This is a genomic window from Desulfosporosinus nitroreducens, from assembly GCF_023897015.1.
Lineage (GTDB): Bacteria > Bacillota > Desulfitobacteriia > Desulfitobacteriales > Desulfitobacteriaceae > Desulfosporosinus > Desulfosporosinus nitroreducens.
In genome coordinates, this window is sequence record NZ_JAMHFY010000027.1 from 39,833 (window position 1) to 63,515 (window position 23,683).

Below are 23,683 nucleotides of genomic sequence, written 5' to 3' on the forward strand. Positions count from 1 at the left end.
CCTCATGCTTATTTTCCAAAAATTTTCGCTCCTTGAGTTCGCTTTTCCGGCGGGATCACCTTTCCCTGATTATAGTCCATTTTTCCTCCCAACTTTACTGACGATTAGTCCCTACTGCTTGGCATAAGCTTGCACAATCGATTTCACCATAGTCTCGATAATCCCTTGCGATTCCGTCGAAGCAATCTCAAATCTTAAACCGCTGCTAATTTGAAATACAGCAGCCGGCAGACGATCATTATAGTTTTTACGCAGTTTAACGTCAATTCCGTCAATTTGTTTCGTATCAAATGTTGAGTCCGGCGTTGCCACTGGAGCGAACCACGGGTGATCTCCTTTGATCATCTGTACATTAATGAAAGGTGTTGATGTTCCTTTCGTATTCGTATGGTATAACGAAAAGGTTTCTGTCTTTTTGTCCCCTTGAATATAGATCATAGAATTTTGCATATCGAATTTATATCCCTGGGGAATGACTACATCCCCTGCTTGGATAGTCTTAAAGCTTAACCCATCTGTAGCCGAAGTGCCCCCTTTTCCTATATAAATGTCTGAAGGCGGATTTTCAGCCGGAACTGCTATACTGGCACAGATTTTCTTTAACTCCTCGATTGAAATGCCCCCGCCGATTATATTTCTGGCAGTATACCCCACACCATCTTTTGTAAATCGAATAAAGGCATCTCCAATCTCTCTGACGTATAATGTTGCCGGCAAATCACCTATTTGAATTTGGGTTTTTGTAGAGTAATCCGAAATATTAGGCTCTATCCCTTTGTAGGGCCCTTCTGAGATTGTAAATGCTGCGTGGCTGCCATAGGCAGCTAAGTACCCTACACCGGAAGTGTTGTCCGGAGGCATGTTTTGGTTGCTGCTGATCTGCGAAGAGGTAAGCTCGTAGCCGGCAGTGTAGCTCGGCAGTAAGGGGGTGAAGGGCAGATATTGCCGGTAATTAAAGCCTCCCTCAGGCACAGAAGAAGATTGATCAGACTGAGTTATAGCCTCACCCGCTTGGCCATTTGTCACGGCAGCCACTTTGCCAACTGTACCGGAAGTGCTCACCTTAGCATTGGTCAATGTTACCCATACCAAAACAGCTACGACTGGAATAACAAATAAAGCCCACTTTAAAGGTACTTTACGAAAATCTTTTATCATTCCGATTCTTCTCCTTATCTGTGACTGTGTACCCAACAAACTTGTCACACTGACAATTCCTGATACTTTCAAGTTGCTCTCTGCTAGCTTGAGCAGCGTAAAGGCATATTCCTCAGGGTCGTCAATTCCCATCTTTTCAATCGTCAAATAATCGCAGGCAATTTCCTGATCTTCCCGCAATTTTAGCAAAGCGTACCAAAGCAGAGGGTTAAACCAATGGAGTATAAGCAAACCTTGGGTCAACCAGTTTACCAATAGGTCTTTAGATTTGAAATGATTTAACTCATGCGTAAAGACATGATTAAGCTGCTCAGGGTTGAATTCCTCTAAAAGGCCAACCGGCACTAAAAGTTTGGGACGGAATAATCCGTAGAGCGATGGGCTTGTGATTATCTTCGTTTGAATTAAAGGAACTTCGGCCTTGATGTTTAGTTTGTTCTTGGCTCTTATATAGGCAGAGACTAAATTGGCATCAACTACAGGCAGGCCTTGAATATTTATCGTAAATCTTCTATTGATTAAGCCGGTAATCATGAACAAAACAGCAACCCCTATTAGCCAAAGGAAGAATAAAAGCCGGTGAATGAACCGGTAGTTGGCCAGAGCATTCTGGGGTTCGCCCATATTATGTAATACACTCGGCTTTAGAGCCGCGGCAATTTGATTTAAGCTATCAACCTTTTCTTGATCACTAATTCCAACGCCTGCTGCGGAAAGACGTGAAGGCATTTCCGTCCCTCCTTGGAGAGAAGCCGGTTTTTGTATATCCAAGTTGGTAAGATTGTAAATGCTCAATGAACTTTGGGGAGCCCATGGTACAAGCAAACTGACAAAAACAGCAACCCATAACCAGTAGTGCAAACGGGCTCCGATTCGGTTCTTCACCACTAATTTCACAAGCAGTAGAAGAATTACCAGGAAGCTTACCTTTACCGAAGCACTCCAGACCCAATCAAAGAAGCTAAGATAATCCAGATGAATTGGCGGCACTATCACTCCCTCCTTTCTTCCAGGATGCGTTTCAGCTCTTCAATATCATCCTTCGATAATTCCTCTTCCTGAAGAAAGGTAACTAACAGCGGTTTAAATGCCCCGCCCAAAACCCGGCTGACAAAAGATTGGGTCTCTGACCTAATGCACTCAGTCTCACTAACCAAGGAATAGTACAAATAGATCCTGCGCTTTTCCTTATAACCCAGAGCCTTTTTCTTCACCAACCTTGTGATTAATGATTTTACTGTGTTAGGCTTCCATTCCGCTATGCCTTCTAAGGCATCAACAATTTCGTTGGCGGTAAGAGGAGAATTTCTTGACCAAACTATTTTCATAACTTCCCACTCAGCATCAGATATTTTCGGTGTCTCAGCCATATGTTTCCTCCATTCTTCCGTTTACTTTTGTAGTCATTATTACACTTGTAGTTATAATTGTCAATCTCCTTTTACATCCTGATAAGTAAACTGAAAGCGAAATAAAAGCCAACGTTTACAAAGCCAGACTGTCAAAAAAGTCTGGCTTTAAATGCTCCTAATGAGTCGCTGGCTACTAATTTAGAAATACAAACACCCTAGAAAAGATCACCAATACTAATGCCTGCGTTGTCAATCAAATATACAAAACCTTCAAGTATTCAAGGAACTCCATCTTTGTTAAAGATAGCAAAGGCCTGCCTGAACAATGGATCGTGATGAAGCAAAAATAAAAAACTATAAAAATTTGTGATTAGAGATCACCTTGTTTTAAAAGCCCCCAACGCCGGGCCTGAGCCGCTGCCTGAGTGCGGCTCCCCACCCCCAGCTTGCCGAAGATGTTTTTAACATGCCACTTCACGGGGCCGCAAAGTCTACCGCTTCTTTCATCAAGCCGATTGCTTCCTTTTGGCGGCCCAAAGCCTCGACCCGCTCATCTCCCTGAATCCCCGGAGGAAAAGGGCCTGGCAGCAGGTCAAATTCGCCGACGTCGGCGAATTTGACCTGCTGCCGTCATCACCGGAAGTAAACAGTTGATCTCCATATTCTTCGAAGATCTGCATCAGCCTGCCGGCTGTGCGCCGGGATCAAATGGTGCACCGGTGCACCATTTGGCCTCTCGGTTTGGACAAAGATGCTTCCCTACATCACCCTTGCGGGATTGCTCAAAGTCCGAGTTGGATATTAAGTCAGAAAAATCCTGAGATTCCGGTTGCCTGAAAGGAAAAAAGGGAGTTGGGTTAGCAAGCCCTAATTTCAGTATACGCAAACGGGCTTCGGATGGAACAGGCAGCAAATCTATACTTTCCTAAACGACAAAAAGCTGTCCAGCAGGACAGCCCAAACTTGTTAGCATAACTAATTTACAGTTTCAACTACGCATAGCCTTGAAGTAAAGCATACCTATGGTCAAAAGCGTAATTACTACGGTGACCACTCCCAGATTAATGTGAAAGTTAATCGCATCATCAGGTACTGCCATAGTAGCTTTCTGAGTTTTTATCCAGAGTCCACAAATTAAGACAGCTAGTAATAAAAGCCCCGATAATGAAGACATTATGATAGTAATAATTCTCATTTTTTCACCCTCAATAGTTTGTAGTTGTATGTCAATCCTGCCGTTTTACCGCCAGCAACTGTAAGCCCATATCTCTAACTCTATTTAAGATGCCGTGTAAAGCGGCTTGATCTGCTACTTCCCCTGCCAGACGGCTTTTCCCTCCTGAAAGTTGGGTGATCTCAAGTCCCGCAAACCAATCTGCCCGACGCGGATCTAGGTGGCCATTGACTATTATCTCGTAATATTCCATCTGCTCATCCCCACCTCCTCAGCACCATTTCCAAACCCTTTCAAATCAGAAGAGTAATTGCCCAGTTATGAACTCCAAATTTAATCTTCCTATTTAAATGGTATTGTCATTTAGTTTACATCTTTTCGTCAAAAAGTCCCGAAGATTAAAGAGTGTCCAGAATACCAGAACTTCCAAGCAAACTCCCACCCAAATCGGCAAAGGTAAAAACCAAGTTACCAGCCAGACCACCCCTGTGGCTAATCCTGTCAGCCAACGCTTCAAGGTTAGTCGGCGAATGAGCAAGGATAATGAAGTGACCAGAAAGGTCAGAGCAGTCAGCACATAGATTGCAACTTCGATGTTTTGCCTGGCCATTGGTTCGCTTTGCTTTTCTACCCTGCCCTTTACCCCCTGCAAAATTTCCCGGACTGCCAGATAGTCGGTGAATTCTGTGAATAAATCCAGAGAAAGTAAGCCCGGCTCTGTCCAATGAAATGACCAGCGAATACGGCTGATTAAACGAGTCTGCTTATCATCCATAGGATATAATGCCCAGAGAAAACTACCCTTTTGATTCGTTCCCGTCCAAATCAGGTATTGGTTGGGTTCAATAGCATAAAAGACCATACGGGCAACTGAACTAATCGGCACCTCATCTCCAATTTTAAATTCTTGAAACTCCGGCAAGATGTGGTCGGCACTGCGAATCCCTCGCGGACTTCCGAGGTTTTCCACAATATCATAGCCATAATACCCGGCTCGACCATATCCCATCTGCAGCAGCCAAGGCCAGATTTCCTCCGGCGTACCTGAGATGGTAATCCCCCGAGTCGCGAAGAATTCCGGCTGGGGATCTAAGTGATCTCCCGGCATGGCCTGATTCAATTCCAATTCCGTTGCACCCCAATTAAGCTGATAAGGGCGTGCCCAAAGCATATACGCAGACATTACCATGGCAATCAGAACTAAGACTGCCAGAACCTTCTTCAATAGTTTTGCTAAAGAAAGCACTAATTTCACCTCATATCCCCATTTTTATTTATACACTTTTTAAACCCTTAGGAACCCTCTCGAAAGTAGGGTTTACGATGATCCGAGAGTAGGGATTGGCACCGGCTAGGGGGCACTCTGGTTAAACGCCCGTTAAAATGCCAGAGCCAAGATTTCTCTTGGCTCCGGCATTTTAAACAACAGCTCATTATTCAATTGATAAGTGCGCAAAAAATATTTGAGTATCTCCCCAAAAATGACCCATGAAACAAAAGCCGCTAATCCTATTATTGTAATAATTAAAACGAACAAAGCCCGGTGAAAAAGGGATGAATAATAAGGCATTATGAAATTTGAAATAACCGTCAATACAAATAACACGCGGATTGATGAATTGCATCAAAAATCCTTCCTTAAATGAGATTCCGACTTGGTCAGTTTCAGCAGTAGTTTCAGCAGCAGATACATCCATTTTAGATAGTTTCCAGGCCAAATAAAGCATGTAAACCGCCCCTACTCCGCCCATGACCAGTTTAATTTTGGGGAGTGCCTCAAATAATACACTATTGAAGGTCACCGAGAGAATATGCAATAATCCAAAGGCCAGCGCCGCACCAGCTGCATATTCAGGCTTTTTTCGGGCCATAGTTTTGGACCGTTGACAGAATAACGATATTGGTTGGGCCCGGTGTAAAGGTTACAGTGAACCTCCCCCACCTACACAACATTAGAGGTAGGGGCTTCCGGCAAGCCCAAAATGTATGTCTCAATGGCATCTCGCTTAGAGATACCTCACCCGAGGCGCGAGTACATTATTTCGGTAAGGCCGGCAACTATATGCAATTGTTGCATACGGGCCAGGTTCATGGCATCTACTACCTCCCGCTTTAGGCGATCCGTAGATACTTTTGTTGATCCAATGATATTTCCCGGAACTTCCCATATTTGTATTTGCTCAAGATGTTCTTCGCTCCGTGGATATCCCGGTGTTCCTGATATCCGCAAGTACAACTGTAATTCCTAGAGGATGTTTTCTTTCTCCTCCCACAAACGGGACACGTTTGTGTTGTATAGGATTCATCGACTTTTTGTAGACTTATTCCCTCGGCTGCCAATTTGTATTTCAGGTAGGTTGTGGTTCGACCAAATTGCCATTGAGACATCTTTTGATTATATTTACGGGAACGTTTGCGCTTGTTCTTTTTCTTTTTGGGAGAAGTATTTCGTTGTACACCCTCCATGTTGCCTACAACGACTCCCTTTACTTTATTTTCCAGACACCAATTTGCGAATTTACGGGTGGTTTTGTGAAGGGCATCTGTCAACTGGGCATCACTCTTACCCAAGACGTAGTACAAAGCTCGCCGGTACTTTTTCCATTGACGAGAACCTTTTTGACATTTGGCTATCTTCTTTTGTAGTTCCTTCATTTTCTTATTACGTAATCGTTTGAGACTTCGGATCTTCCGACCGTTAATGATCACTCCTTGACCATTATCACAAACTGAAGCTATGGTGTGGATCTCACCCAGGTCTATTGCCGCAATACCAAGATTATCATTTTCTTTTGGAGTTATGCCGTCATCATAGGCTATAGCTAACCGCAGACCCCGGTCATAGACAAGTTCAATCTCCTTAATTTTGCCGGAGGGCAAATCCTTTACTCGAACCACTATAGGTTTTTGACGTTTACCACTGAAAAGCCCCAAACTTAACTCGATTTTTCCGTTTTCGCCAACCCGAAACCCATCTTTTTTCCATTTAGTATTGAAATGCTTTTTTTCTTTGTAAGGGTACCGAATTTGGGTGAATCCCAATGCCCTTGCTTTATGGGCATTTTCTCTAGCATCAATGTATTTTTCGTATACCGCCTGTATGGACTGACTGTGGACTGGGTATTGACCTTTGGTTGCTAAATGCAACGTCCCTCGGTCAATCCAGTTACCGTTTTTTTGAAAATGCTCTTTGGCCAATCCTAAACAGTCATTCCAAACATGAGCAGATGTGCGATTACAGGCAAAGAGACGTTCTATGTTGTCTTTAGTAGTATGGAACGTTGTCTTTAAGACTCGGATTATTTTGAACACCCCCTCCAATGTTCTATACCCTTATTTTACCACAGGAAGAACAGTTTTGGAACAGGTGTTCCGGTAATACTTTGGGGCGGCGATTCATCTCACCACCTATAGAGGATGGGAGTCTTCTCGCCGCGCGATGATAAAGCAGTAAGCTAAAAAAGCTGCAGTGTTCATCAAAGATATCTCCTTAAAATGATACTTTAATGAAGTATAGCGTTTTAGTTTACTGAACGTATAGGACGTTATTGCGACCCTGCTTATTTTCAACGACAACCGCAAGATATGGAATAAGATTCGCTTAAAAAAACAGCTCAAATCCCATGGTAAGTTAATTCGGTGGAGCTTGAGTCATTATATAATTCATACTTGAAGGTGTCCCAATCCCAATCAGTATCACTTATGTCGTTAATAGTTGTACCGTTTGCTAATTGCACCTTAATCTTTTTATCAATGTTTAATTCATGTTGATGACCATAAGTTTTGTATAATTCCTCAAATTCGAGAAAGTCTTCATTAAAATAATTCGCCAAGGAATCCGGCAAATACATTCTTACCTTAAACTTACTCATATCTCGCCCGTAATCAGTTAATGAAAGTCTCACATTTATTGTAGCTTCATTTGCTTTTATCTCGCTAATTTTGATGTCTGTATCTTTGAAATCGATTGACCTTAGTTCATTATCCATCCCTCTAAAATAAGTGATTTTCACAAAATCTACTGAGCTTCGCATAATCGGTATTACAAAAGCAATTACCATGATAAATATCAGTAACTTACTCTTTCCTGCAAACCATTTTAATTTATTCAATCCCTTTATTCCAATAAAAAGCATTGCTAATGGAATTACCCCCGAAAGGTAGAGAACAGAATGTTCAAATCTTATCGGCCTAATAATGTATTGGATGACTGAATAAGAATCACGCGGTAGTTTAGAGGTTAGCAAAACTGATATGAAAATAAGACCTGAGTATTTTAACAATCCTTTGTAATCTTTGTCCATATCATATTCCTCCTCAACAGTCTCTAAGAAAAACCAATCAATATGCTTTCAATTCTATATCTTATTCTACAATTCTTGGTAATTACCTTTCGTCATACCTCATTAAACAACAAACTCAAATGCCGAAGTTATCGGGTCATCATATTCAAAGGGAAATCAAAGGCCTGCTTCCAAAGTTATACTGCTCAATGCCAATTGACTTTAACGACTGAATTACCTTTTATCCCGTATGTACCTAATCCAAAGGGGTTCAGCTTTTTACGCTGAACCCCTTTGTTTCTTCCGGAGGACTACCGTCCTCTCCCAAAAAATCTTCTATTTAGAACATTTCTTTAGTCATTTTTTCAATCGCTTCATTGGTTGAGTCATATACTCCCGGGAATGAACTCCAATTTCCTCCCTGGGTTAAACAAGGGATAAAGTATAACTTTCCGCAATTCCTGCAGGCCCGCTCTACTTCTTTGGCAACTATCTCAGGTGTCCAGGCCGGAAAATCAACGACACCGCTGTCGATATCCCCCATAAAGCTGATTTGACTGCCGTATTGCTTGACAAGTTCAGGTGTGTTGTTCGTTGTCATGACTCCTTGCCAGATATCTACTCCCATCTCGATCATAAAGGGAACCAGGTTAGCCGCATAGGAATCACTGTGGTGCACGATAAGCTCCACCCCATTCGCTTTATAAAAAGCGTATATTTTCTTGTAAGCCGGGAGAAAGAACTCTTCGAACATAGCAGGAGAAATGAAGGAGGATTTTTGGCTGCCCCAATCGTCGTGATGGAAAATGCAATCCGGATGGATATGATCAATCAAGGCTTTGGCATAAGCCAACTCATGTTCAGTAAGGTAATCAATGAGCTCATGCATAGCTTCCGGCTCCTCATATAAAGCCATCAAAGCATCTTCCATGCTCATAAGATGATGGGTCATTTCAAATACTCCCGGGGCAACGAACAAGGTTACAAATTCCTCATTGCGATCAACAGTATTGGCATGGGCGATAGCCGCAGCCCAAGCTTCGTCGGAAGTCGGAATAACCGGGGCCTTAACGTATTTTTTCCACTCGGTAATATCCTTGAGTACTTTGTGTTCATCATCATGGACCGGGAAACCGCCCAGTTGACCTTCCGGCCATTTGAAGGTTATGCCCCAATCATTTTTAATTGTTTCCCCCGGTTGAGGAAACCTGCCGCCGGGAGCTTCCATTATAAAGTGCATAAACTCATATTGCTTGACAAACCGATCGGGATTCCCACCTTTAATCGTCTCCAATAGATTTTGTTTCTTAGTCAGCATAATCCTTCCTCCTTAAGTAGCTGCTTATTTAATTCTTTGCTAGTTCAACCGCTTTAACAGCCGCACTGCCTGCATCGGGAGCAAAACCGTCTGCCCCGATTGACGCTGCATATTCTGCTGATACAGGTGCACCGCCGACAATAACCTCGAAGCCTGTGAGTCCGCTGGCTTTTAGGGCTTGAACGGTTTCCTGCATTTTGGTCATAGTTGTTGTTAAAAGTCCGGAACAGGCCACTATTTTTACGTTCTCATTGTCTTTAACTGCCTCTACAAATTTCGCTGGTGTTACATCTACGCCCAGGTCAACCATGTCAAATCCGGCACTTCCGATCATCATGGAAACGAGATTTTTGCCGATGTCATGGAGATCACCTTCAACTGTACCGATAATGCATGTCCCTAAAGATGAGGTGCTTTGATCCTCAAACAGCGGCTTTAGCACTTCCACACCCTTGGACATAGCTTTAGCTGCCATCAGCATTTCAGGCACGAATAATTCTCCTGCAGAAAACAGATCCCCGACAACACGCATAGAGTCAACCATTCCTTGCAGAATATCTTTCGCTGCATTTCCTTCAGCCAAGGCTTCCTGCACCAGTCCTGGTACGAGTCTGGCTTTTCCTGCCTCTACCATCGCTTTTACTTCATTAATCTTAGACATTATTAAGTTCCTCCTTGATTGTTAATTTTAGCAGTAACTTTTTTGCAGTATCTATGAGAGTAAAAACATTATATCTTAGAGTTGACAATGTTAACTAGCTTAAGAGAAAACCGCATTAAGAATTGTGTCAACTTGAATTTATTGGGCAGGGGTTTGCCTTCCTGATTCCAGAGGTACGGGTTTTTTGACTGCAAATAAGATTAAGAAGAATACTAAGATAGCTAAATATCCACCTGTCCCGAAATAGTACTGAAATCTTAAGGTAGTAATATGCAGAGGTTCCATAATGGCTGCATAAAAGTATCCGGAAAGAAATCCACCCAAATTCATTCCTGACACAATTATGGACATAGCCATGGGAGTCTGACTGGGATGAACTGATGCACCGGCAAGCATATAAATCGATGACATACTAAGGGTTAGTCCAACACCTAGACAGGCTTCCCCTATTATAAACAAAGTTACACTTTGACTGAAAGAAAAAATCACTTGGGAAACTATAAAAAAGACAAGTCCTATACTAAGGGTCTGCCGACCAAATTTTTGAAACACTTTGCCAAATATTGCTCCGGCCGCCATTCCTCCGACAGTCATAAACATTAGGACCACTCCGGCAACTGCAGCGTTGGCTTTGATGGTCAAAAGTACCGAAGACATATTGGTCAGGGATGGATAGTCTAAAATTGTAACTATTCCAAATAATAAGCTCCAGCCAAAAACTGAGCCGGGCATTTTTAATTTTTCCCTTGCCTTACCATCTGTACCTGCAGACATTTCTTGCTTTTGAGGTTCCGGCAGGAAAACCAATACTATTATAAATGTAATTATACCAAGAGCATGGGCTAAGAAGCTATAATTCCAGCCAATTGAAGCAAGAACACCGCCCAGCAATTGGAGCACAATTCCTCCGATGTTCATGACAACGCTATTGATTCCCATGACGCCGGCCTGCTTATCTTCCGGTACGAGATTAAAAATTAAAGCACTGTTCAGGGGCATAATAAGCCCCAGTCCCAAGCCAAAAAGACCTCTAGCCAACAGTATTTGGTTAAAATCCTGCAAATAGTAGGGAATTGCTCCTGCGATACTGAACACCAAGGTTGCAAAGAGCGCTAATGTCCTATATTTCACAGATTTTCCGGCAACACTGCCTCCAAGGATTGATACCGGGATGGATACTAGGGCAGGAATCGTGGATACAAGCAACAGGGTACTGAAACTTATAGAGGGGAATGCTCCTCCTATAGTTGCTATGGCAGGTGTAATGGTTCCAATACCCATAGCCAGAAAACCAAAAGAGAAGATAGCCAATAATACTAAGGACTGCCTTTTATCATTCATAATATCTTCCTTTCTATCAACTATTTTTGTATTCATAAGTCCTTGATTTTCATGGTGAATGGTTTCAGGCCAACCGTTACTATTTAAATATCGCTCCCCCCTTTTCGATGAATATAATCCATCTGTGTGAATAAAATTTGTATATACATACAGATGTATATATATCTATATATTCATAATAATACGAAAAAGAAGCTTTTTCAACCATAACATTTGTCTAATTGAATAAATTTTCAAACAAGTCGTCGAAACAAATCTGCAACTTAAGTCCCTACTAAAAAAAGACCTCCTGCAAAGGAAGTCTTTTGTCTATCTGGCTCACGGCAACATGAAAAAATGTTTAATTATATGACGAAAAAAGGTTATTACCATGCTAATAACCCTCAAGAGCAGTTAATGGTCGACATCAAGGGAGCCGATACTGTATTAGATATCCAGTGATAAAAAGCGTACCTCCGCAAGCAGATCATTTCTTATATTCATATATCTAAATAAGCACAAGCATCCGACCCGCTCATCCGAATCGTTTGCTTGTGCTTTTGTTCCAAATTGTTAAAAGAAATATCTCAAAAGGGAGTGCATTTCATCATCAATTTCAGTTCAATGATATCTCTTTATTCGTTTGGCAAACTGGGGATGCAGGTTTTTTAGCCTTCCTGCTGAGCTTTTTCTTCATATCGTCCAGTAAAGAATAGACCACCGGAACAACAAACAATGTTAATAGGGTTGAAGTGATCAAACCGCCAATAACTGCATGCCCCATCGGCGCACGCATCTCAGCACCCGATCCTGAACCAACTGCAACGGGGATCATACCGAAGATCATGGCCAGAGTTGTCATGAGAATAGGTCTTAAGCGGACGGAACCTGCTTCAATCAAAGCCGCTTTTACTTCAAATCCTTCTTTCATCTTCTGCTTGGTAAAGTCTATTAGCAGAATACCGTTTTTAGCCACCAGTCCCATCAAGAGGATGATTCCAATCAGGGACAAGATACTCAGCTCACTTCCAGCAATATACAGTCCCAGAACAGCACCGATCAGCGCCATTGGCAAAGAGAACATGATAGCAACAGGATCTAAAAAGCTTTCAAACTGCATAGCCATAACCAAGAACATAAACAGGATACCCATCAAGAGCGCAGTTACAAGACTAGCAAAGCCTTCCTGCATCATCTCGTTCATGCCTCCAACCTTTACAAAGACTCCTTCGGGAATATCCAACTCTTTCGTGAGCTTGTTCGTATACATGTTTAAAAAGTCCCCCGTAGGTATTCCTTCAACATTTGCTGAAAGCTCAATCTGAGTCAATCTATCATACCTATGGATAGTTGAATATGAAGTGGAAAGAACTTTCTTAGTAACATTAGCAAGGGGGATCATTTGATCATTTGAACCATTGACATAAATACCATTCAGATTGTCTAAGCTCTTCCGCTGATCGTCTTTCAAGGATACCCTTACATTATACCTATCCCCTGCCCACTCAAATTTGCCCGCATCTATTCCGTCGAAAAGCGCCTGTATCGTCGTGGCCGCCAGGGACACATTAACACCCAGATCAGAAACCCTATCTCTGTCCACCTCTAGTTTAGTTTCCGTTTTGCCAGTTTTAAGATCCAGCTCTACATCTTTGGCATGAGGATCCTGACTGAGCATCTTCTTCCCTTTCAGCGCCAAAGCTTGCATTGCTTCCGTGTTGTTCCCCAGGATAATAAAGGAGACATCCTTACCTTCGTTGGGGCCTAAGGAACTTGCTTTTACTGCCAGTTCAATTCCAGTGATTCCTTTTAAGTCTTCCCTAACTTCAGAAGCAATCTGTTTAGCAGCTTTTTCTCGCTCCTGTTTCTCCGTTAATTTAGCATAGATTGCAATTTTGTCAGAACTGACCGTTGTATACACGTGAGTGACTTCAGGATATTTTTTAAGTTTTTCTTCAATTTCCTTAGCTTTGTCCCCGACCGCCTGCAGTGTCAAACCAGAGTCCGTACTTACACTAATATTTATACCCCCTGCATCCGTGGCTGGGATAAAGCTGAAGCCCAACAGAGGAATCAACTTCATGCTGGCAACAAAAATTCCAATCGTAAAGATTAGGGTGATAAGGCGATGATTGAGAACAACCTTCAGAAATTTAGAATAGCTTGTTCCCAACAAATCAAATTTGTCATTAAACCAGTCCAGAAAATGACCCACAAAGGTTTTTTTCGTCTTTCTCTCAGCCTTTAACAATCTGGAAGACATCATCGGCACTAAGGTGAAGGATATAAATAAGGAGACCAGCATACTAAAGGCTACGGTAAGTCCGAATTCCACAAAATACTTGCCGATAATCCCCGAAACCATGGCGATAGGAACAAAAACTGCAACTACAGCAAAGGTTGTTGCCATTACCGCTAACCCAATTTCTGAGGTAGCCTCTCTGGCTGCCTGCATAGGCGGCTTGCCCATATGTAAATGTCGGACAATATTCTCGATCACGACAATGGCATCATCAATTAACAAGCCCACGGCTAATGACAGGGCCATCAGCGACATGGTGTTCAGAGAAAAATCCATGACCTTCATGGCAATAAAGGTTGTAACAATCGATGTTGGTAAGGAAATTCCACTGATCAAGGTACTTTCCCATTCCCTTAAGAAAATAAACACGATAATGATTGCCAGGATACATCCTTCAAGAATCGTTTTTACGACTTCGTCGACGGAATCACGTATCGAGACAGAATTATCCGCCACAACATCGACAGTTATTCCTTTAGGGAGAGTTCCTTTGATAAAGTCTAATTGTTTCTTTACATTATCCGAGACAAGCACCGTATTCGAACCTGACTGTTTGATAATATCGACCCCGATGGCCTCTTTACCATCATAATAGGAAATACTGTCCTTATCTTTTATTCCGTCCGCTACCGTCGCTACATCACGAACCTTAATCTCACGTCCTGAGCGCACCCCTACTGTAATATTATAAAAATCCTCCAGATTCTTAACTTTGTTATCCGTCCGCAGGGATATTTCAGTTTGCCCGTCGGTAACTTTTCCCCCAGGTCTTTCCATGTTGCCATTCTGGACTGCGCTGACCATCTCCGCTGGAGCCAGACCATATTCGGCTAGCTTCTCAAGATCCAGCTTGATCTTTATCTCCCTTTCCTCTTTGCCATATACCTTAACTGAGCCCACACCGCTTACAGTGTATAGACTCTTGGTGATGACATCATCCACAATCTTGGATATGACCCGGTTATCCATTGTGCCGCTTACTGCCAATGATAAGATAGGGGTTGCAGTGAAATCATATTTGGCAATAATCGGCTCTTCTATATCATTAGGGAGGCTTTTCCTTATGGAACTGACCTTGTCCCGCACTTCCTGGGCCGCAACATCCGGGGATTTTGCCAGGTCAAATTCAACGATTACATTGCATACACCCTCACTGATATTTGTATAAATATGCTTTACCCCGGAAATTTGTCCTATGGCTTCTTCAACTTTCTTGGCCACATTGGTTTCCATCTGGTCGGGTGCAACCCCATGCTGTTCAATGGCCACCGTTACATAGGGAAAGTCTGCTTGTGGCATATCATTAATACTTAAACCTCGAAAGCAAAGCATTCCGACAACAAGGAATACAATGATGATAACTGTAATAAATACAGGCCGTTTTATACTAATATTTGTTATAAACATACCTTAGTCCCCCTATTCTGAACCCACCGTAATCTCATCACCCTCTTGAAGCATGTTGAGGTTTGTCGAGATTATTGATTCATTTCCTTGAAGGCCTGATTTAATCTCTGCCTGATTGTTTACTAAGTTTCCAACCGTTACTGCCCGTTTTTTCACAATCCCGTTATCATTTATGTACACGAAATAATTACCTTCGTTCCCGGTTATTAACGCTACTGGTATAACGAAGCTTTGGTCTTTTGCATCATCCTCATTTATCAGTCTTACCTTAGCAAATACCCCCGGTCTTAAGGACAAGGTTTCATTATTTAATTGCACCTTCACCTTGAAGGATCTTGAGGATGGATCGGCAGAGGGAGTAATGCTTTTCACGACACCTTCATAGCTTTCCGAATCGTCTTCATTTAGCTTAACCTTAGCCTTTTGCCCAATTTTTATCGTCTGAATCAGAGCTTGGTCTATCTCGATAACAGCATCTATCAATGAAATATCTTTAACCTTTCCCAGAACATTTCCCGGAGAAAGAAACTGCCCAATACTAACATTTTTTCCGTCCATGACGCCGGTAATTGGAGCTCGGATAGTCATATCCGCCAAGGTAGTTTTGAGATTATCGATAGTGGTCTGAGTTGCTTGAATAGCTGCTTGACTTGAAGCAACGTCTGCCTTAATCATTTTCAGAGATGTTTCTGCGTTTTCCAGTTCAACCTGGGCAACAACTCCTTGTCCTGCTAAGGTTTTAATTCGATCGTAGGATCGTTGAGTATTTTCTAGACTAGCCTCTGTCTTTTGCAGAGAAGCTTTTGATACCTCTAACTGGCTTTCGGCAGACTTTATCTGATTTACAATATCCTGATCATCTAAGATTATAAGCGACTCACCTTGAGTGACCTGCTTTCCGTCATCAAATAAAATACTGATTACCTTTCCACTATTCTTTGAACTTACAATTCCTTCTTGATCAGCTTCCAAGGTTGCCTTATAGTATAACCCTTCGCTTTCAGTTGCTACTTTTGGACTAATTACTTCCACTGCCACCTTGTTGCTTGTACCAGGTTCCACACTTTCATTATCCTTGGCTGCAAAGATTGACTGAGCTCCGTATCGGTTAAACAGCGCAACTCCACCGATAAAAATAACAACGATAATTACTAATAAGATTATTCTCTTTTTACTCATACCTTCACCCCTCATTAGACTGCACTAGTGTCCGACTATAGTTTGTTTTTGCTGCTATTCCATTTAGGATAAAATCAATCATTTTTTCTCTATCAATATCTTTCTGCTGCTGCGTCCAGCAATAACCCATAATGTGTGCTTTAAAATTACAATAGGCTCCGATCATTTCAGGAATGAAATTCGCCGCAAATTCCCAATCGAATTCTCTTAGAATTCCCTCTGTTACTCCTTTCTCAAATTTTTCCCTTAATATGTTTACAGATTCCTCTCTACTACTTAAAATCATTTCGTATAACTTTTGCTTCACCTCGCAGCTCATTTCAAAGAATTTACCAAACACCATAAATTTGAAGAAAAACTCAGTCTCTTCCAAGGTTTCCTGGGTATACTTAATCATTTCATTTAATATTTCCCGCAGCGAAAGTTTATCACTGATCCTCCGGTTAATTTCAGCAAAGAAATGACTAGTTTCAGCCTTGGCTACCTGTATAAACAAATCTTCCTTGTTCTGAAAGTATTCATATAGGGTACCTTTCCCAAGTCCAGCCTCTGCTGCGATATCCTTCATGCTGGCATTTGTAAAACCGTTCTTTCTAAACACTTCAAATGCTGCATTTAGAATGGTTTCCTCTTTGTCTTTCAACCTTGCCATATTAACCTCCATTCAATTATTGTCCGACTGTTCGGTCATTTTATGGAAATTCTAACCACATAATACTCCTTTAATGTTATAAGATCAATCTTTAATTTTATTACAACCCTTGCTCCTGGGAGTACATCAGTCTTCACCGAATTAAACGAGTTTTTTAATTCAGCGAATCCTTCTGTAAGGCAAACAAAAAAGTCCTGGTCAATTGACCAGAACCTAAATAATTCTAAAAAACGATTACTTAATTATTATAAGCACTTTTGATACATCCTACTTTTTGAAGTAGATCATTAGCTTATAGTAATTTGTTTCAGAGAGTAGGTCTTCTGAAAGGGTAGCATTATGGGTGGCAATTTTCTAGTTTGGTGTTCAACTAACGGTATTCCCAGTGGGTCACGAAGTTTACATGCCACTGGTGGCAATCTCATTTTGCAACCATATTAAGAGAAAAAAGGTTCAACCATCGTTTACGGCTGAACCTCAATAATGCTGTGATTATATGGATTATAGAATGGAGTGGGTCGTTGGTATAATCGACCGGGAAAATTACGCAATTAGGGTTATTATTCAATTGCGAACTCAATCACATATTTACTCGTACTATCCCTTATATACTTTAGCGGCTTCTTCTCCGCTAAGAACTCGACAAGCGCCCTCTGCAAGCGCCTCCATCTCAAATTCTCCAGGATATACGTTCACCGGAGCAAGAAAGCTAACCATATCCGTAATTGTTTCAACATACATTTTATCGTAGGCAATTCCGCCAGTTAGCACAATAGCATCTACCTTGCCTTTCAATACTACCGAATAACTACCTATGGCTTTTGCCACTTGATATATCATTGCTTTGTATATAAGTTCCGCTTCCTTGTCCCCATTTTCTATACGAGCAACAATCTCACGTACGTCATCTGTCCCAAGATGCGCCAGAAGTCCTCCGGACTTTATCAGCATATTATTCAGCTCTTTTTGGGTGTATTTACCTGAGAAGGATAATCCAGCAACGTCGCCCGAAGGGAGCGCTCCACATCTATTACCTGAGAACGGCCCGTCGCCATAATAGCCATCGGTGACATCAATCACTCTACCCATATGATGTGCTCCAACTGTAATACCACCTCCGGTATGAGCTACTACAATATTCGCTTCATTATACTTCTTTCCACATTCTTTAGCGGCATACCTTGCTACTGCTTTCTGATTTAGAGCATGGAATCTACTGGCCCTTTTCATCATGGGCAGCCCTGTTATTTTTGCGATGGGTTCCATTTCATCCACCACAACCGGATCAACGATATAGGCTTTAATGCCATATTGTTTAGCAATGTGATCAGCAATTATCCCTCCCAAGCTTGAGGCATGCTGGCCCGAGACACCTATTCTGAGGTCTTCGACCACCTTTTCATCAACCAAATATGTTCCACCTTCACAGGGTGCGATACCACCACCTCTGCCCACAACGGCGCTCAAGGTGGAAAGATCAATGTTATTTTCGTTTAATTCGTTCAGAATAACATTATATCGGAAATTAAACTGGTCGGTGATTTTATCAAATTTACCGATTTCTTCAACAGAATGTCTTATTGTATTTTCAAAAACTTTATTATCATTTTCAAATACCGCAATTTTCGTTGAAGTTGAGCCAGGATTTATTGCTAGTAGCTTATACCCTTTGTCCATATGCGTATATCCCTCCTTCTATTAAAAAATGCATTTTAGACAACCCGTTTCAAAAGAGTTACCAATTCAAATTTATCTGCCAAAAGTACGCTTAAAGCGATGGAATTCAATTTTGTTTCATCGTTATCCGACCTTGAAGTAACAATAACAGGCGCTTTTGCTCCGACAATTACGCCTGCGCTCTTCGAATCTGAAAAATAGGTGATTGATTTATAGAATACATTTCCTGCTTCTAGGTTAGGCACTATTAATATGTCCGCGTTTCCGCCTACCGGATTTGTATAACCCTTGTGTGTAGATGCTTCTCTAGATACAGCAATATCTAGCGATATCGGTCCGGCAACAATACAGCCTACGATTTCTCCTCTCTTGTTCATTTCTTCAAGCTCTTTTGCGTCTATGGTCAAAGGCACTTTCGGGTCTACTTTTTCCTTGGCACTTAATACGGCGACCTTAGGCTCAACAATTCCGATTGCATGCGCCACTGTAACCGCATTCTCAATGATCTGCTTCTTGGCGTTAACATCGGGTGCAGGATTCATTGCAGCATCTGAGAATAGGATCAAGCTGTCATAGCCCTTAATCTCTGTCACCCCTACACTGCTCAGAGTGTTACCTGTTCTGAGTCCCACCTCTTTATCCAAGACTGCCTTCAAATATATGCTAGTGTCAACCATACCTTTCATTAGAATTTGAGCCTTCCCTTCTGAAACCAGGCTTACTGCCTTGATACACGAGTCGCTGACATCTTTCACGTCAATAATTTCAAACTCAGAAAGCGGAATAGCATTTTGCCTTGCAATCTCTTCAATTTTCTCCTTGTCCCCTACCAATATGGCGTTTGCTATACCCGCTCTTTTTGCCTGGCTTACAGCAGATAACACTTCCAAGTCCTGCGCAACAGCAACGGCAATTGTCTTGGGTTTCAAATTTTTGGCGTATTCCAGTATCTCACTAATTTTTTTCATATTTAGTTTCCCCCTTAAAAGAACAATTACTGCTCAAATTTCTGCGGATTCTCCTGCTACATTTTCATAGGGAAAGTTCTCTCTATTTTCGTTCTAAGATCATCGCAATCCCTTGACCGCCGCCAATACAGAGGGTGGCAAGTCCACGATGGGCTGATTGTCGCTTCATTTCATGAAGCAAGGTAACTAAAATCCGGGCTCCTGACGCACCGATGGGATGACCTAAAGCTATAGCTCCTCCATTGATATTTGTTTTTTGCAGATCTAACTGAAGTTCTTTGGCTACACTCAGCGTTTGCGAGGCAAAGGCTTCATTGGCTTCTACAACATCCAGATCAGCAATGGTTAAGTGGGCCTTTTCCAACGCTTTAAGAGTGGCAGGAATTGGGCCAGTTCCCATGATAAGCGGATCGACCCCAGCCGAACCCCATGAGGTTATTGTCACTAATGGCTTTAATCCCAGTGATTCAGCCTTTTCTTTCGACATCACCAGCACCGCTGCCGCTCCATCATTAACCCCAGACGCATTTCCAGCCGTTACCGTGCCTTCTTTCTTAAAGGCAGGACGCAATTTTGCCAATGCTTCAGAGGTCGCTCCGAAGCGGGGAAACTCATCTTTATCCACGACGATTGGATCGCCTTTTCGTTGTGGAATGTTCACGGGGACAATTTCTTCATCAAATTTACCGGCTTTGATGGCAGTTTCAGTGCGATTTTGACTGGAAACCGCATAATTATCCTGATCTTCACGTGAGAATTCATACTGTTCTGCAATGTTTTCCGCAGTAATCCCCATATGAATACCATGGAAAGCATCCGTTAAGCCGTCGTGAACCATGGTATCGACTAAAATGTCATTCCCCATACGATATCCACTACGCGCTTTGGGTAAGGCATAAGAAGAAAGAGACATGCTTTCCATTCCACCGGCAACGATGATCTCTGCGTCGCCGGCTATTATGGCTTGTGCTGCACAGACGACCGCTTTCAAGCCAGAACCACAGACTTTGCTCACTGTCCAAGCAGGCACTTCAAGGGGAAGTCCTGCCTTTACGGACGCTTGCCGAGCAGGATTTTGACCTAAAGCTGAAGATAGAACATTCCCCATAATAACTTCATCAACTTGACTCGGTGTGATTCCAGAGCGGTTAATAACCTCTTTGATCACGATGGCTCCCAGTTCAACAGCAGGTATATTTGCCAAGACACCATTAAAAGAACCGATCGGTGTACGAACTGCACTTACAATGACTACTTCAATCACGAATAAGACTCCCTCTCTTAAATAATAAAACTATTTCACAACGAGATGGCTATTTAGAACTATTATTCTTGTCTGATCAGCGAAGCCTCAGTACAGGCTTGCACTTCTTCAAAGGATACGCCCGGTGCCAGCTCCCTAAGTATCAAGCCTTTAGAAGTTACTTCCATGACTCCCATATCCGTGATAATCAGATTAACTTGTTTGGAGGCTGTCAAAGGCAAGGTGCACTTCTTCAAGACTTTTAAACCACCATTTTTAGCAGTATGCTCCATAGCAACAATAACACGGCGCGCACCAACGACGAGATCCATAGCACCACCCATGCCAGGAACGATCTTGCCTGGAATCATCCAGTTTGCCAAATTCCCTTCTTCATCCACTTGAAGAGCACCAAGCACAGTGGCATCCACATGACCACCACGAATAATCGCAAACGACATAGCGCTGTCGAAGCAACAACCACCCGGTAAGATGGTAGCATATTGCCCGCCTGCATTCACCGTATCTGGATCTTCCTTTCCGGTTTCCGGTGCAGGACCGACACCCAGATAGCCATTTTCAGACTGAAGAATTAGTTTTATCCCTTCCGGCAAAGCATTCGCGACCTTAGTGGGAATTCCGATTCCTAAATTAACAACATCACCCGATTTAAACTCTTGAGCCACTCGGTTTACAAGCCACTCCATCCTTGCTTCCTTATCCAACATCTGACACCTCCCGAGGCTGCTTCTGAACTAAATAATCTATAAAAATACCCGGAGTCATGACTTCATCAGGGTCGATCTCCCCAACTTCAACGATTTGATCCACCTGAGCAATCACAAAATCAACAGCCATAGCCATTATGGGATTAAAATTTCGAGCAGCACGATGATAAACGAGGTTACCAGCCTTATCTGCTTTATAGGCTTTTAATAAAGCTACATTAGCGCCTAGAGGGAGCTCAAGAAGGTATTCGGTTCCATTGGCTACAAACTTCTGCTTCCCTTCTTCCACGATCGTGCCAATCCCAGTTGGTGTTAAAATTCCACCTAGACCTGCACCTGCCGCTCGAATCTGCTCGACTAACGTTCCTTGAGGCACCAGCTTTACTTCAAGTTCACCTTCGGTCATCTGTCTTCCGGTTTCTTTATTTGTTCCAATGTGGGTTGCTATAAGCTTACTGACGCATCGCTTTACAATAAGTTGGGACATCGCGTCCCCAAGAATACCGGTATCATTAGCGATGAGGGTCAACTCTTTAATTCCCTTCTGGCTAACTGCGTCCAGAAGTTGGTCTGGGGCTCCACACCCTATAAAACCTCCAACCATGATGGTCATGCCATTCTGAACCTTGCTGATTGCTTCTTCTAGACTTACTACTTGAACCATTTATAATTGCCTCCCTTGTAAGAAACTTGGCTTTCTATATTTCATGTTTGAATTCAGCAGCTCGCAGCCCTTTGATAAAGCTAGGATGGGCGATAACACAGGATAGCTAAAGTACTATCCTGCGTTAATATTTATTATTTAGACAGGGCCAGTAATTCCCTGGCTTCTGCAGGAGTAGCAGGTTGAAGGTCTAATTCGGTCATGATTCTGACCATCTTTGTTACTAATTCACCATTGTTCTTAGCCAAGACTCCTTTCCCTAAATATAAATTATCTTCCATACCTACCCGAACGTGTCCACCCAAAATAAGAGCCATCGTCGCTGCAGGGAATTCGGCTTTGCCTGCCCCGATTACAGACCAGTTATATTTGCCGGTACCAAAGAGTCGTTCTGCTGTCGTATGCATGTTCATGATGTCGTAAGGAGTGGAACTGATGCCACCTAAAATACCGGTTACAAACTGCATGGTAATGGGAGGTTTGATAATCCCTTTCTGAAGTAGATAAGCAATGCTGTATAGGTGACCCATGTCATAGACTTCGAGTTCAGGCTTGGTTCCGTTTTCAGTCATAATTCTGGTCATGGTTTCCATGGCTGTAAAGGTGTTTTCGAAAACAAAGCTCTTAGTCATATTAAGCATGGCAGACTCCCAGGGGAACTTGAACTCCTTAACCTTGTCTAAGACAGGGAAAAGACCCCAGTTGATAGAACCGGCATTCATGGACGCCAGTTCAGGCTTGAATTCAGGAACGACAGCGACACGTTGCTCTACGGACATGCCTGCACCGCCGCCAGTGGTAAGACAGATGATTACTTCTTTATTTTTAGCCCTAATTTTGCCTACAATCTCGCGATACAGTTCTAAATCGGGAGAAGGTTGTCCTGTTTCAGGATTACGGGCATGGATATGGACAATGGCTGCCCCTGCATTTGCAGCATCAAGAGCGTTTTGAGCTATTTGATCTGGGGTGATCGGCAGATAAGGTGACTGACTGGGTACATGAATAGATCCGGTAATTGCACAACTTATGATTCGTTTTGTTGAAGATACGGCCATTTTTAGTTCCTCCTTGTTATCCTTTGGATATTTTTTAATTTAGGCTTCTGGAATTTAGTGTAGTTCCAACATATCGAGGTTCTCAAAACGCTTCCTGTTAAGACATAGATCACTATAATACATACTCCTAGTGCAACGCCGACCCCGTAAAGAGCACCCATCTTCCCTTTCAGCAAAAAACTTGTTCACTAACACCACCTCCTTGTTTTCCTATTTGAATATCTAAGCAACAAACGTGCCAAAGAAAAGAAGCATGATTAAACGTCTAATCATGCTTCTTCTGGGCTTTTAGAAAACTTACTTAATTAAAAAAACTGTCTGATCACCCAACAAATGTCTGGATTACCCAACAGTTTCATAGCAGAAAGATAGTGAAGTTTTACTTTATTTTGATATCGTATTTTTTCAGTTTTTCGTAAAGTACACTCCTATTAATTCTTAATAATTTAGCGGCCATGCTAATAGAATTAGTCTGGTCAAGCACCCTAATTATGGTTTCTTTTTCAGCATTGACCCTTGCCGTTTCAAGACAAACCTCA

The 23,683-nt window shown here is 42.3% G+C and carries 23 protein-coding genes; all 23 read right to left on the minus strand.

Annotated elements, in window-relative coordinates; genetic code table 11:
* Window positions 1-111 precede the first annotated feature (111 nt).
* Entirely contained in the window at window positions 112-2,148 is a 2,037-nt protein-coding gene (locus tag M8E35_RS21590; protein ID WP_252472353.1) for a M56 family metallopeptidase, read from the minus strand.
* Between the two features lie 2 nt (window positions 2,149-2,150).
* Window positions 2,151-2,528, minus strand: coding sequence for a BlaI/MecI/CopY family transcriptional regulator (locus M8E35_RS21595; RefSeq protein ID WP_252472354.1), 378 nt, complete (start codon window positions 2,526-2,528; stop codon window positions 2,151-2,153).
* A gap of 488 nt (window positions 2,529-3,016) precedes the next feature.
* Complete coding sequence (locus M8E35_RS21600; protein ID WP_309446493.1) at window positions 3,017-3,190, minus strand: hypothetical protein; 174 nt, start codon at window positions 3,188-3,190, stop codon at window positions 3,017-3,019.
* Window positions 3,190-3,423: a hypothetical protein gene (locus M8E35_RS21605; RefSeq protein ID WP_252472356.1), complete on the minus strand. Its 234-nt coding sequence runs from the start codon at window positions 3,421-3,423 to the stop codon at window positions 3,190-3,192. The genes M8E35_RS21600 and M8E35_RS21605 overlap by 1 nt, the downstream gene beginning before the upstream one ends.
* A gap of 75 nt (window positions 3,424-3,498) precedes the next feature.
* Window positions 3,499-3,705 carry a hypothetical protein gene (locus M8E35_RS21610; protein ID WP_252472366.1) on the minus strand — a complete coding sequence of 69 codons (207 nt, stop codon included), beginning with the start codon at window positions 3,703-3,705 and terminating at the stop codon, window positions 3,499-3,501.
* Window positions 3,706-3,736: 31 nt separating this feature from the next.
* A complete protein-coding gene (locus tag M8E35_RS21615) occupies window positions 3,737-3,937 on the minus strand; it encodes a DUF8691 family protein (protein ID WP_092334678.1) in 201 nt (66 codons plus the stop codon).
* A gap of 93 nt (window positions 3,938-4,030) precedes the next feature.
* Window positions 4,031-4,939 (minus strand): hypothetical protein, encoded by a 909-nt coding sequence (locus M8E35_RS21620; protein WP_252472368.1) that lies wholly within the window; start codon window positions 4,937-4,939, stop codon window positions 4,031-4,033.
* Window positions 4,940-5,117: 178 nt separating this feature from the next.
* Window positions 5,118-5,555: a LysE family transporter gene (locus M8E35_RS21625; RefSeq protein WP_252472378.1), complete on the minus strand. Its 438-nt coding sequence runs from the start codon at window positions 5,553-5,555 to the stop codon at window positions 5,118-5,120.
* 241 nt (window positions 5,556-5,796) lie between these two features.
* Complete coding sequence (locus tag M8E35_RS21630; protein WP_252472380.1) at window positions 5,797-6,996, minus strand: RNA-guided endonuclease InsQ/TnpB family protein; 1,200 nt, start codon at window positions 6,994-6,996, stop codon at window positions 5,797-5,799.
* A gap of 302 nt (window positions 6,997-7,298) precedes the next feature.
* The gene (locus M8E35_RS21635; RefSeq protein ID WP_252472382.1) at window positions 7,299-7,988 is read right to left on the minus strand and encodes a hypothetical protein; all 690 of its coding nucleotides are present in this window, start codon (window positions 7,986-7,988) and stop codon (window positions 7,299-7,301) included.
* A gap of 319 nt (window positions 7,989-8,307) precedes the next feature.
* Window positions 8,308-9,285, minus strand: coding sequence for a uroporphyrinogen decarboxylase family protein (locus M8E35_RS21640; RefSeq protein ID WP_252472384.1), 978 nt, complete (start codon window positions 9,283-9,285; stop codon window positions 8,308-8,310).
* 28 nt (window positions 9,286-9,313) lie between these two features.
* The gene (locus M8E35_RS21645; protein WP_252472386.1) at window positions 9,314-9,946 is read right to left on the minus strand and encodes a cobalamin B12-binding domain-containing protein; all 633 of its coding nucleotides are present in this window, start codon (window positions 9,944-9,946) and stop codon (window positions 9,314-9,316) included.
* A 138-nt stretch (window positions 9,947-10,084) separates the two neighbouring features.
* Window positions 10,085-11,287: an MFS transporter gene (locus M8E35_RS21650; protein WP_252472387.1), complete on the minus strand. Its 1,203-nt coding sequence runs from the start codon at window positions 11,285-11,287 to the stop codon at window positions 10,085-10,087.
* A 595-nt stretch (window positions 11,288-11,882) separates the two neighbouring features.
* Window positions 11,883-14,975: an efflux RND transporter permease subunit gene (locus tag M8E35_RS21655; RefSeq protein ID WP_252472389.1), complete on the minus strand. Its 3,093-nt coding sequence runs from the start codon at window positions 14,973-14,975 to the stop codon at window positions 11,883-11,885.
* A gap of 12 nt (window positions 14,976-14,987) precedes the next feature.
* On the minus strand, window positions 14,988-16,154 hold the full coding sequence (locus tag M8E35_RS21660; protein WP_252472391.1) for an efflux RND transporter periplasmic adaptor subunit: 1,167 nt from the start codon (window positions 16,152-16,154) through the stop codon (window positions 14,988-14,990).
* A 4-nt stretch (window positions 16,155-16,158) separates the two neighbouring features.
* A complete protein-coding gene (locus M8E35_RS21665; RefSeq protein ID WP_252472393.1) occupies window positions 16,159-16,806 on the minus strand; it encodes a TetR/AcrR family transcriptional regulator in 648 nt (215 codons plus the stop codon).
* A 597-nt stretch (window positions 16,807-17,403) separates the two neighbouring features.
* The gene (gene buk, locus M8E35_RS21670; protein WP_252472395.1) at window positions 17,404-18,483 is read right to left on the minus strand and encodes a butyrate kinase; all 1,080 of its coding nucleotides are present in this window, start codon (window positions 18,481-18,483) and stop codon (window positions 17,404-17,406) included.
* Between the two features lie 35 nt (window positions 18,484-18,518).
* A complete protein-coding gene (locus M8E35_RS21675; protein WP_252472397.1) occupies window positions 18,519-19,451 on the minus strand; it encodes a phosphate butyryltransferase in 933 nt (310 codons plus the stop codon).
* Between the two features lie 82 nt (window positions 19,452-19,533).
* Window positions 19,534-20,715, minus strand: a complete 1,182-nt coding sequence (locus tag M8E35_RS21680; protein WP_252472399.1) for an acetyl-CoA C-acetyltransferase — start codon at window positions 20,713-20,715, stop codon at window positions 19,534-19,536.
* A 62-nt stretch (window positions 20,716-20,777) separates the two neighbouring features.
* Entirely contained in the window at window positions 20,778-21,422 is a 645-nt protein-coding gene (locus M8E35_RS21685) for a 3-oxoacid CoA-transferase subunit B (RefSeq protein WP_252472401.1), read from the minus strand.
* On the minus strand, window positions 21,412-22,086 hold the full coding sequence (locus tag M8E35_RS21690) for a CoA transferase subunit A (protein ID WP_252472403.1): 675 nt from the start codon (window positions 22,084-22,086) through the stop codon (window positions 21,412-21,414). The genes M8E35_RS21685 and M8E35_RS21690 overlap by 11 nt, the downstream gene beginning before the upstream one ends.
* Window positions 22,087-22,220: 134 nt before the next feature.
* Window positions 22,221-23,144 (minus strand): beta-keto acid cleavage family enzyme, encoded by a 924-nt coding sequence (locus M8E35_RS21695; RefSeq protein ID WP_252472405.1) that lies wholly within the window; start codon window positions 23,142-23,144, stop codon window positions 22,221-22,223.
* Between the two features lie 379 nt (window positions 23,145-23,523).
* Window positions 23,524-23,683 (minus strand): helix-turn-helix domain-containing protein (locus M8E35_RS27050; protein ID WP_373887474.1); only part of this gene is annotated, 160 nt, incomplete at its 5' end.

Excerpts from the sequence above, each read along its gene's own strand:
- M8E35_RS21595 (WP_252472354.1), bottom strand. The coding sequence starts at position 2,528 with ATGGCTGAGACACCGAAAATATCTGATGCTGAGTGGGAAGTTATGAAA.
- M8E35_RS21600 (WP_309446493.1), bottom strand. The coding sequence starts at position 3,190 with ATGCAGATCTTCGAAGAATATGGAGATCAACTGTTTACTTCCGGTGAT.
- M8E35_RS21610 (WP_252472366.1), bottom strand. The coding sequence starts at position 3,705 with ATGAGAATTATTACTATCATAATGTCTTCATTATCGGGGCTTTTATTA.
- M8E35_RS21615 (WP_092334678.1), bottom strand. The coding sequence starts at position 3,937 with ATGGAATATTACGAGATAATAGTCAATGGCCACCTAGATCCGCGTCGG.
- M8E35_RS21625 (WP_252472378.1), bottom strand. The coding sequence starts at position 5,555 with ATGGCCCGAAAAAAGCCTGAATATGCAGCTGGTGCGGCGCTGGCCTTT.
- M8E35_RS21635 (WP_252472382.1), bottom strand. The coding sequence starts at position 7,988 with ATGGACAAAGATTACAAAGGATTGTTAAAATACTCAGGTCTTATTTTC.
- M8E35_RS21640 (WP_252472384.1), bottom strand. The coding sequence starts at position 9,285 with ATGCTGACTAAGAAACAAAATCTATTGGAGACGATTAAAGGTGGGAAT.
- M8E35_RS21645 (WP_252472386.1), bottom strand. The coding sequence starts at position 9,946 with ATGTCTAAGATTAATGAAGTAAAAGCGATGGTAGAGGCAGGAAAAGCC.
- M8E35_RS21650 (WP_252472387.1), bottom strand. The coding sequence starts at position 11,287 with ATGAATGATAAAAGGCAGTCCTTAGTATTATTGGCTATCTTCTCTTTT.
- M8E35_RS21655 (WP_252472389.1), bottom strand. The coding sequence starts at position 14,975 with ATGTTTATAACAAATATTAGTATAAAACGGCCTGTATTTATTACAGTT.
- M8E35_RS21660 (WP_252472391.1), bottom strand. The coding sequence starts at position 16,154 with ATGAGTAAAAAGAGAATAATCTTATTAGTAATTATCGTTGTTATTTTT.
- M8E35_RS21665 (WP_252472393.1), bottom strand. The coding sequence starts at position 16,806 with ATGGCAAGGTTGAAAGACAAAGAGGAAACCATTCTAAATGCAGCATTT.
- buk (WP_252472395.1), bottom strand. The coding sequence starts at position 18,483 with ATGGACAAAGGGTATAAGCTACTAGCAATAAATCCTGGCTCAACTTCA.
- M8E35_RS21675 (WP_252472397.1), bottom strand. The coding sequence starts at position 19,451 with ATGAAAAAAATTAGTGAGATACTGGAATACGCCAAAAATTTGAAACCC.
- M8E35_RS21685 (WP_252472401.1), bottom strand. The coding sequence starts at position 21,422 with ATGTTGGATAAGGAAGCAAGGATGGAGTGGCTTGTAAACCGAGTGGCT.
- M8E35_RS21690 (WP_252472403.1), bottom strand. The coding sequence starts at position 22,086 with ATGGTTCAAGTAGTAAGTCTAGAAGAAGCAATCAGCAAGGTTCAGAAT.
- M8E35_RS21695 (WP_252472405.1), bottom strand. The coding sequence starts at position 23,144 with ATGGCCGTATCTTCAACAAAACGAATCATAAGTTGTGCAATTACCGGA.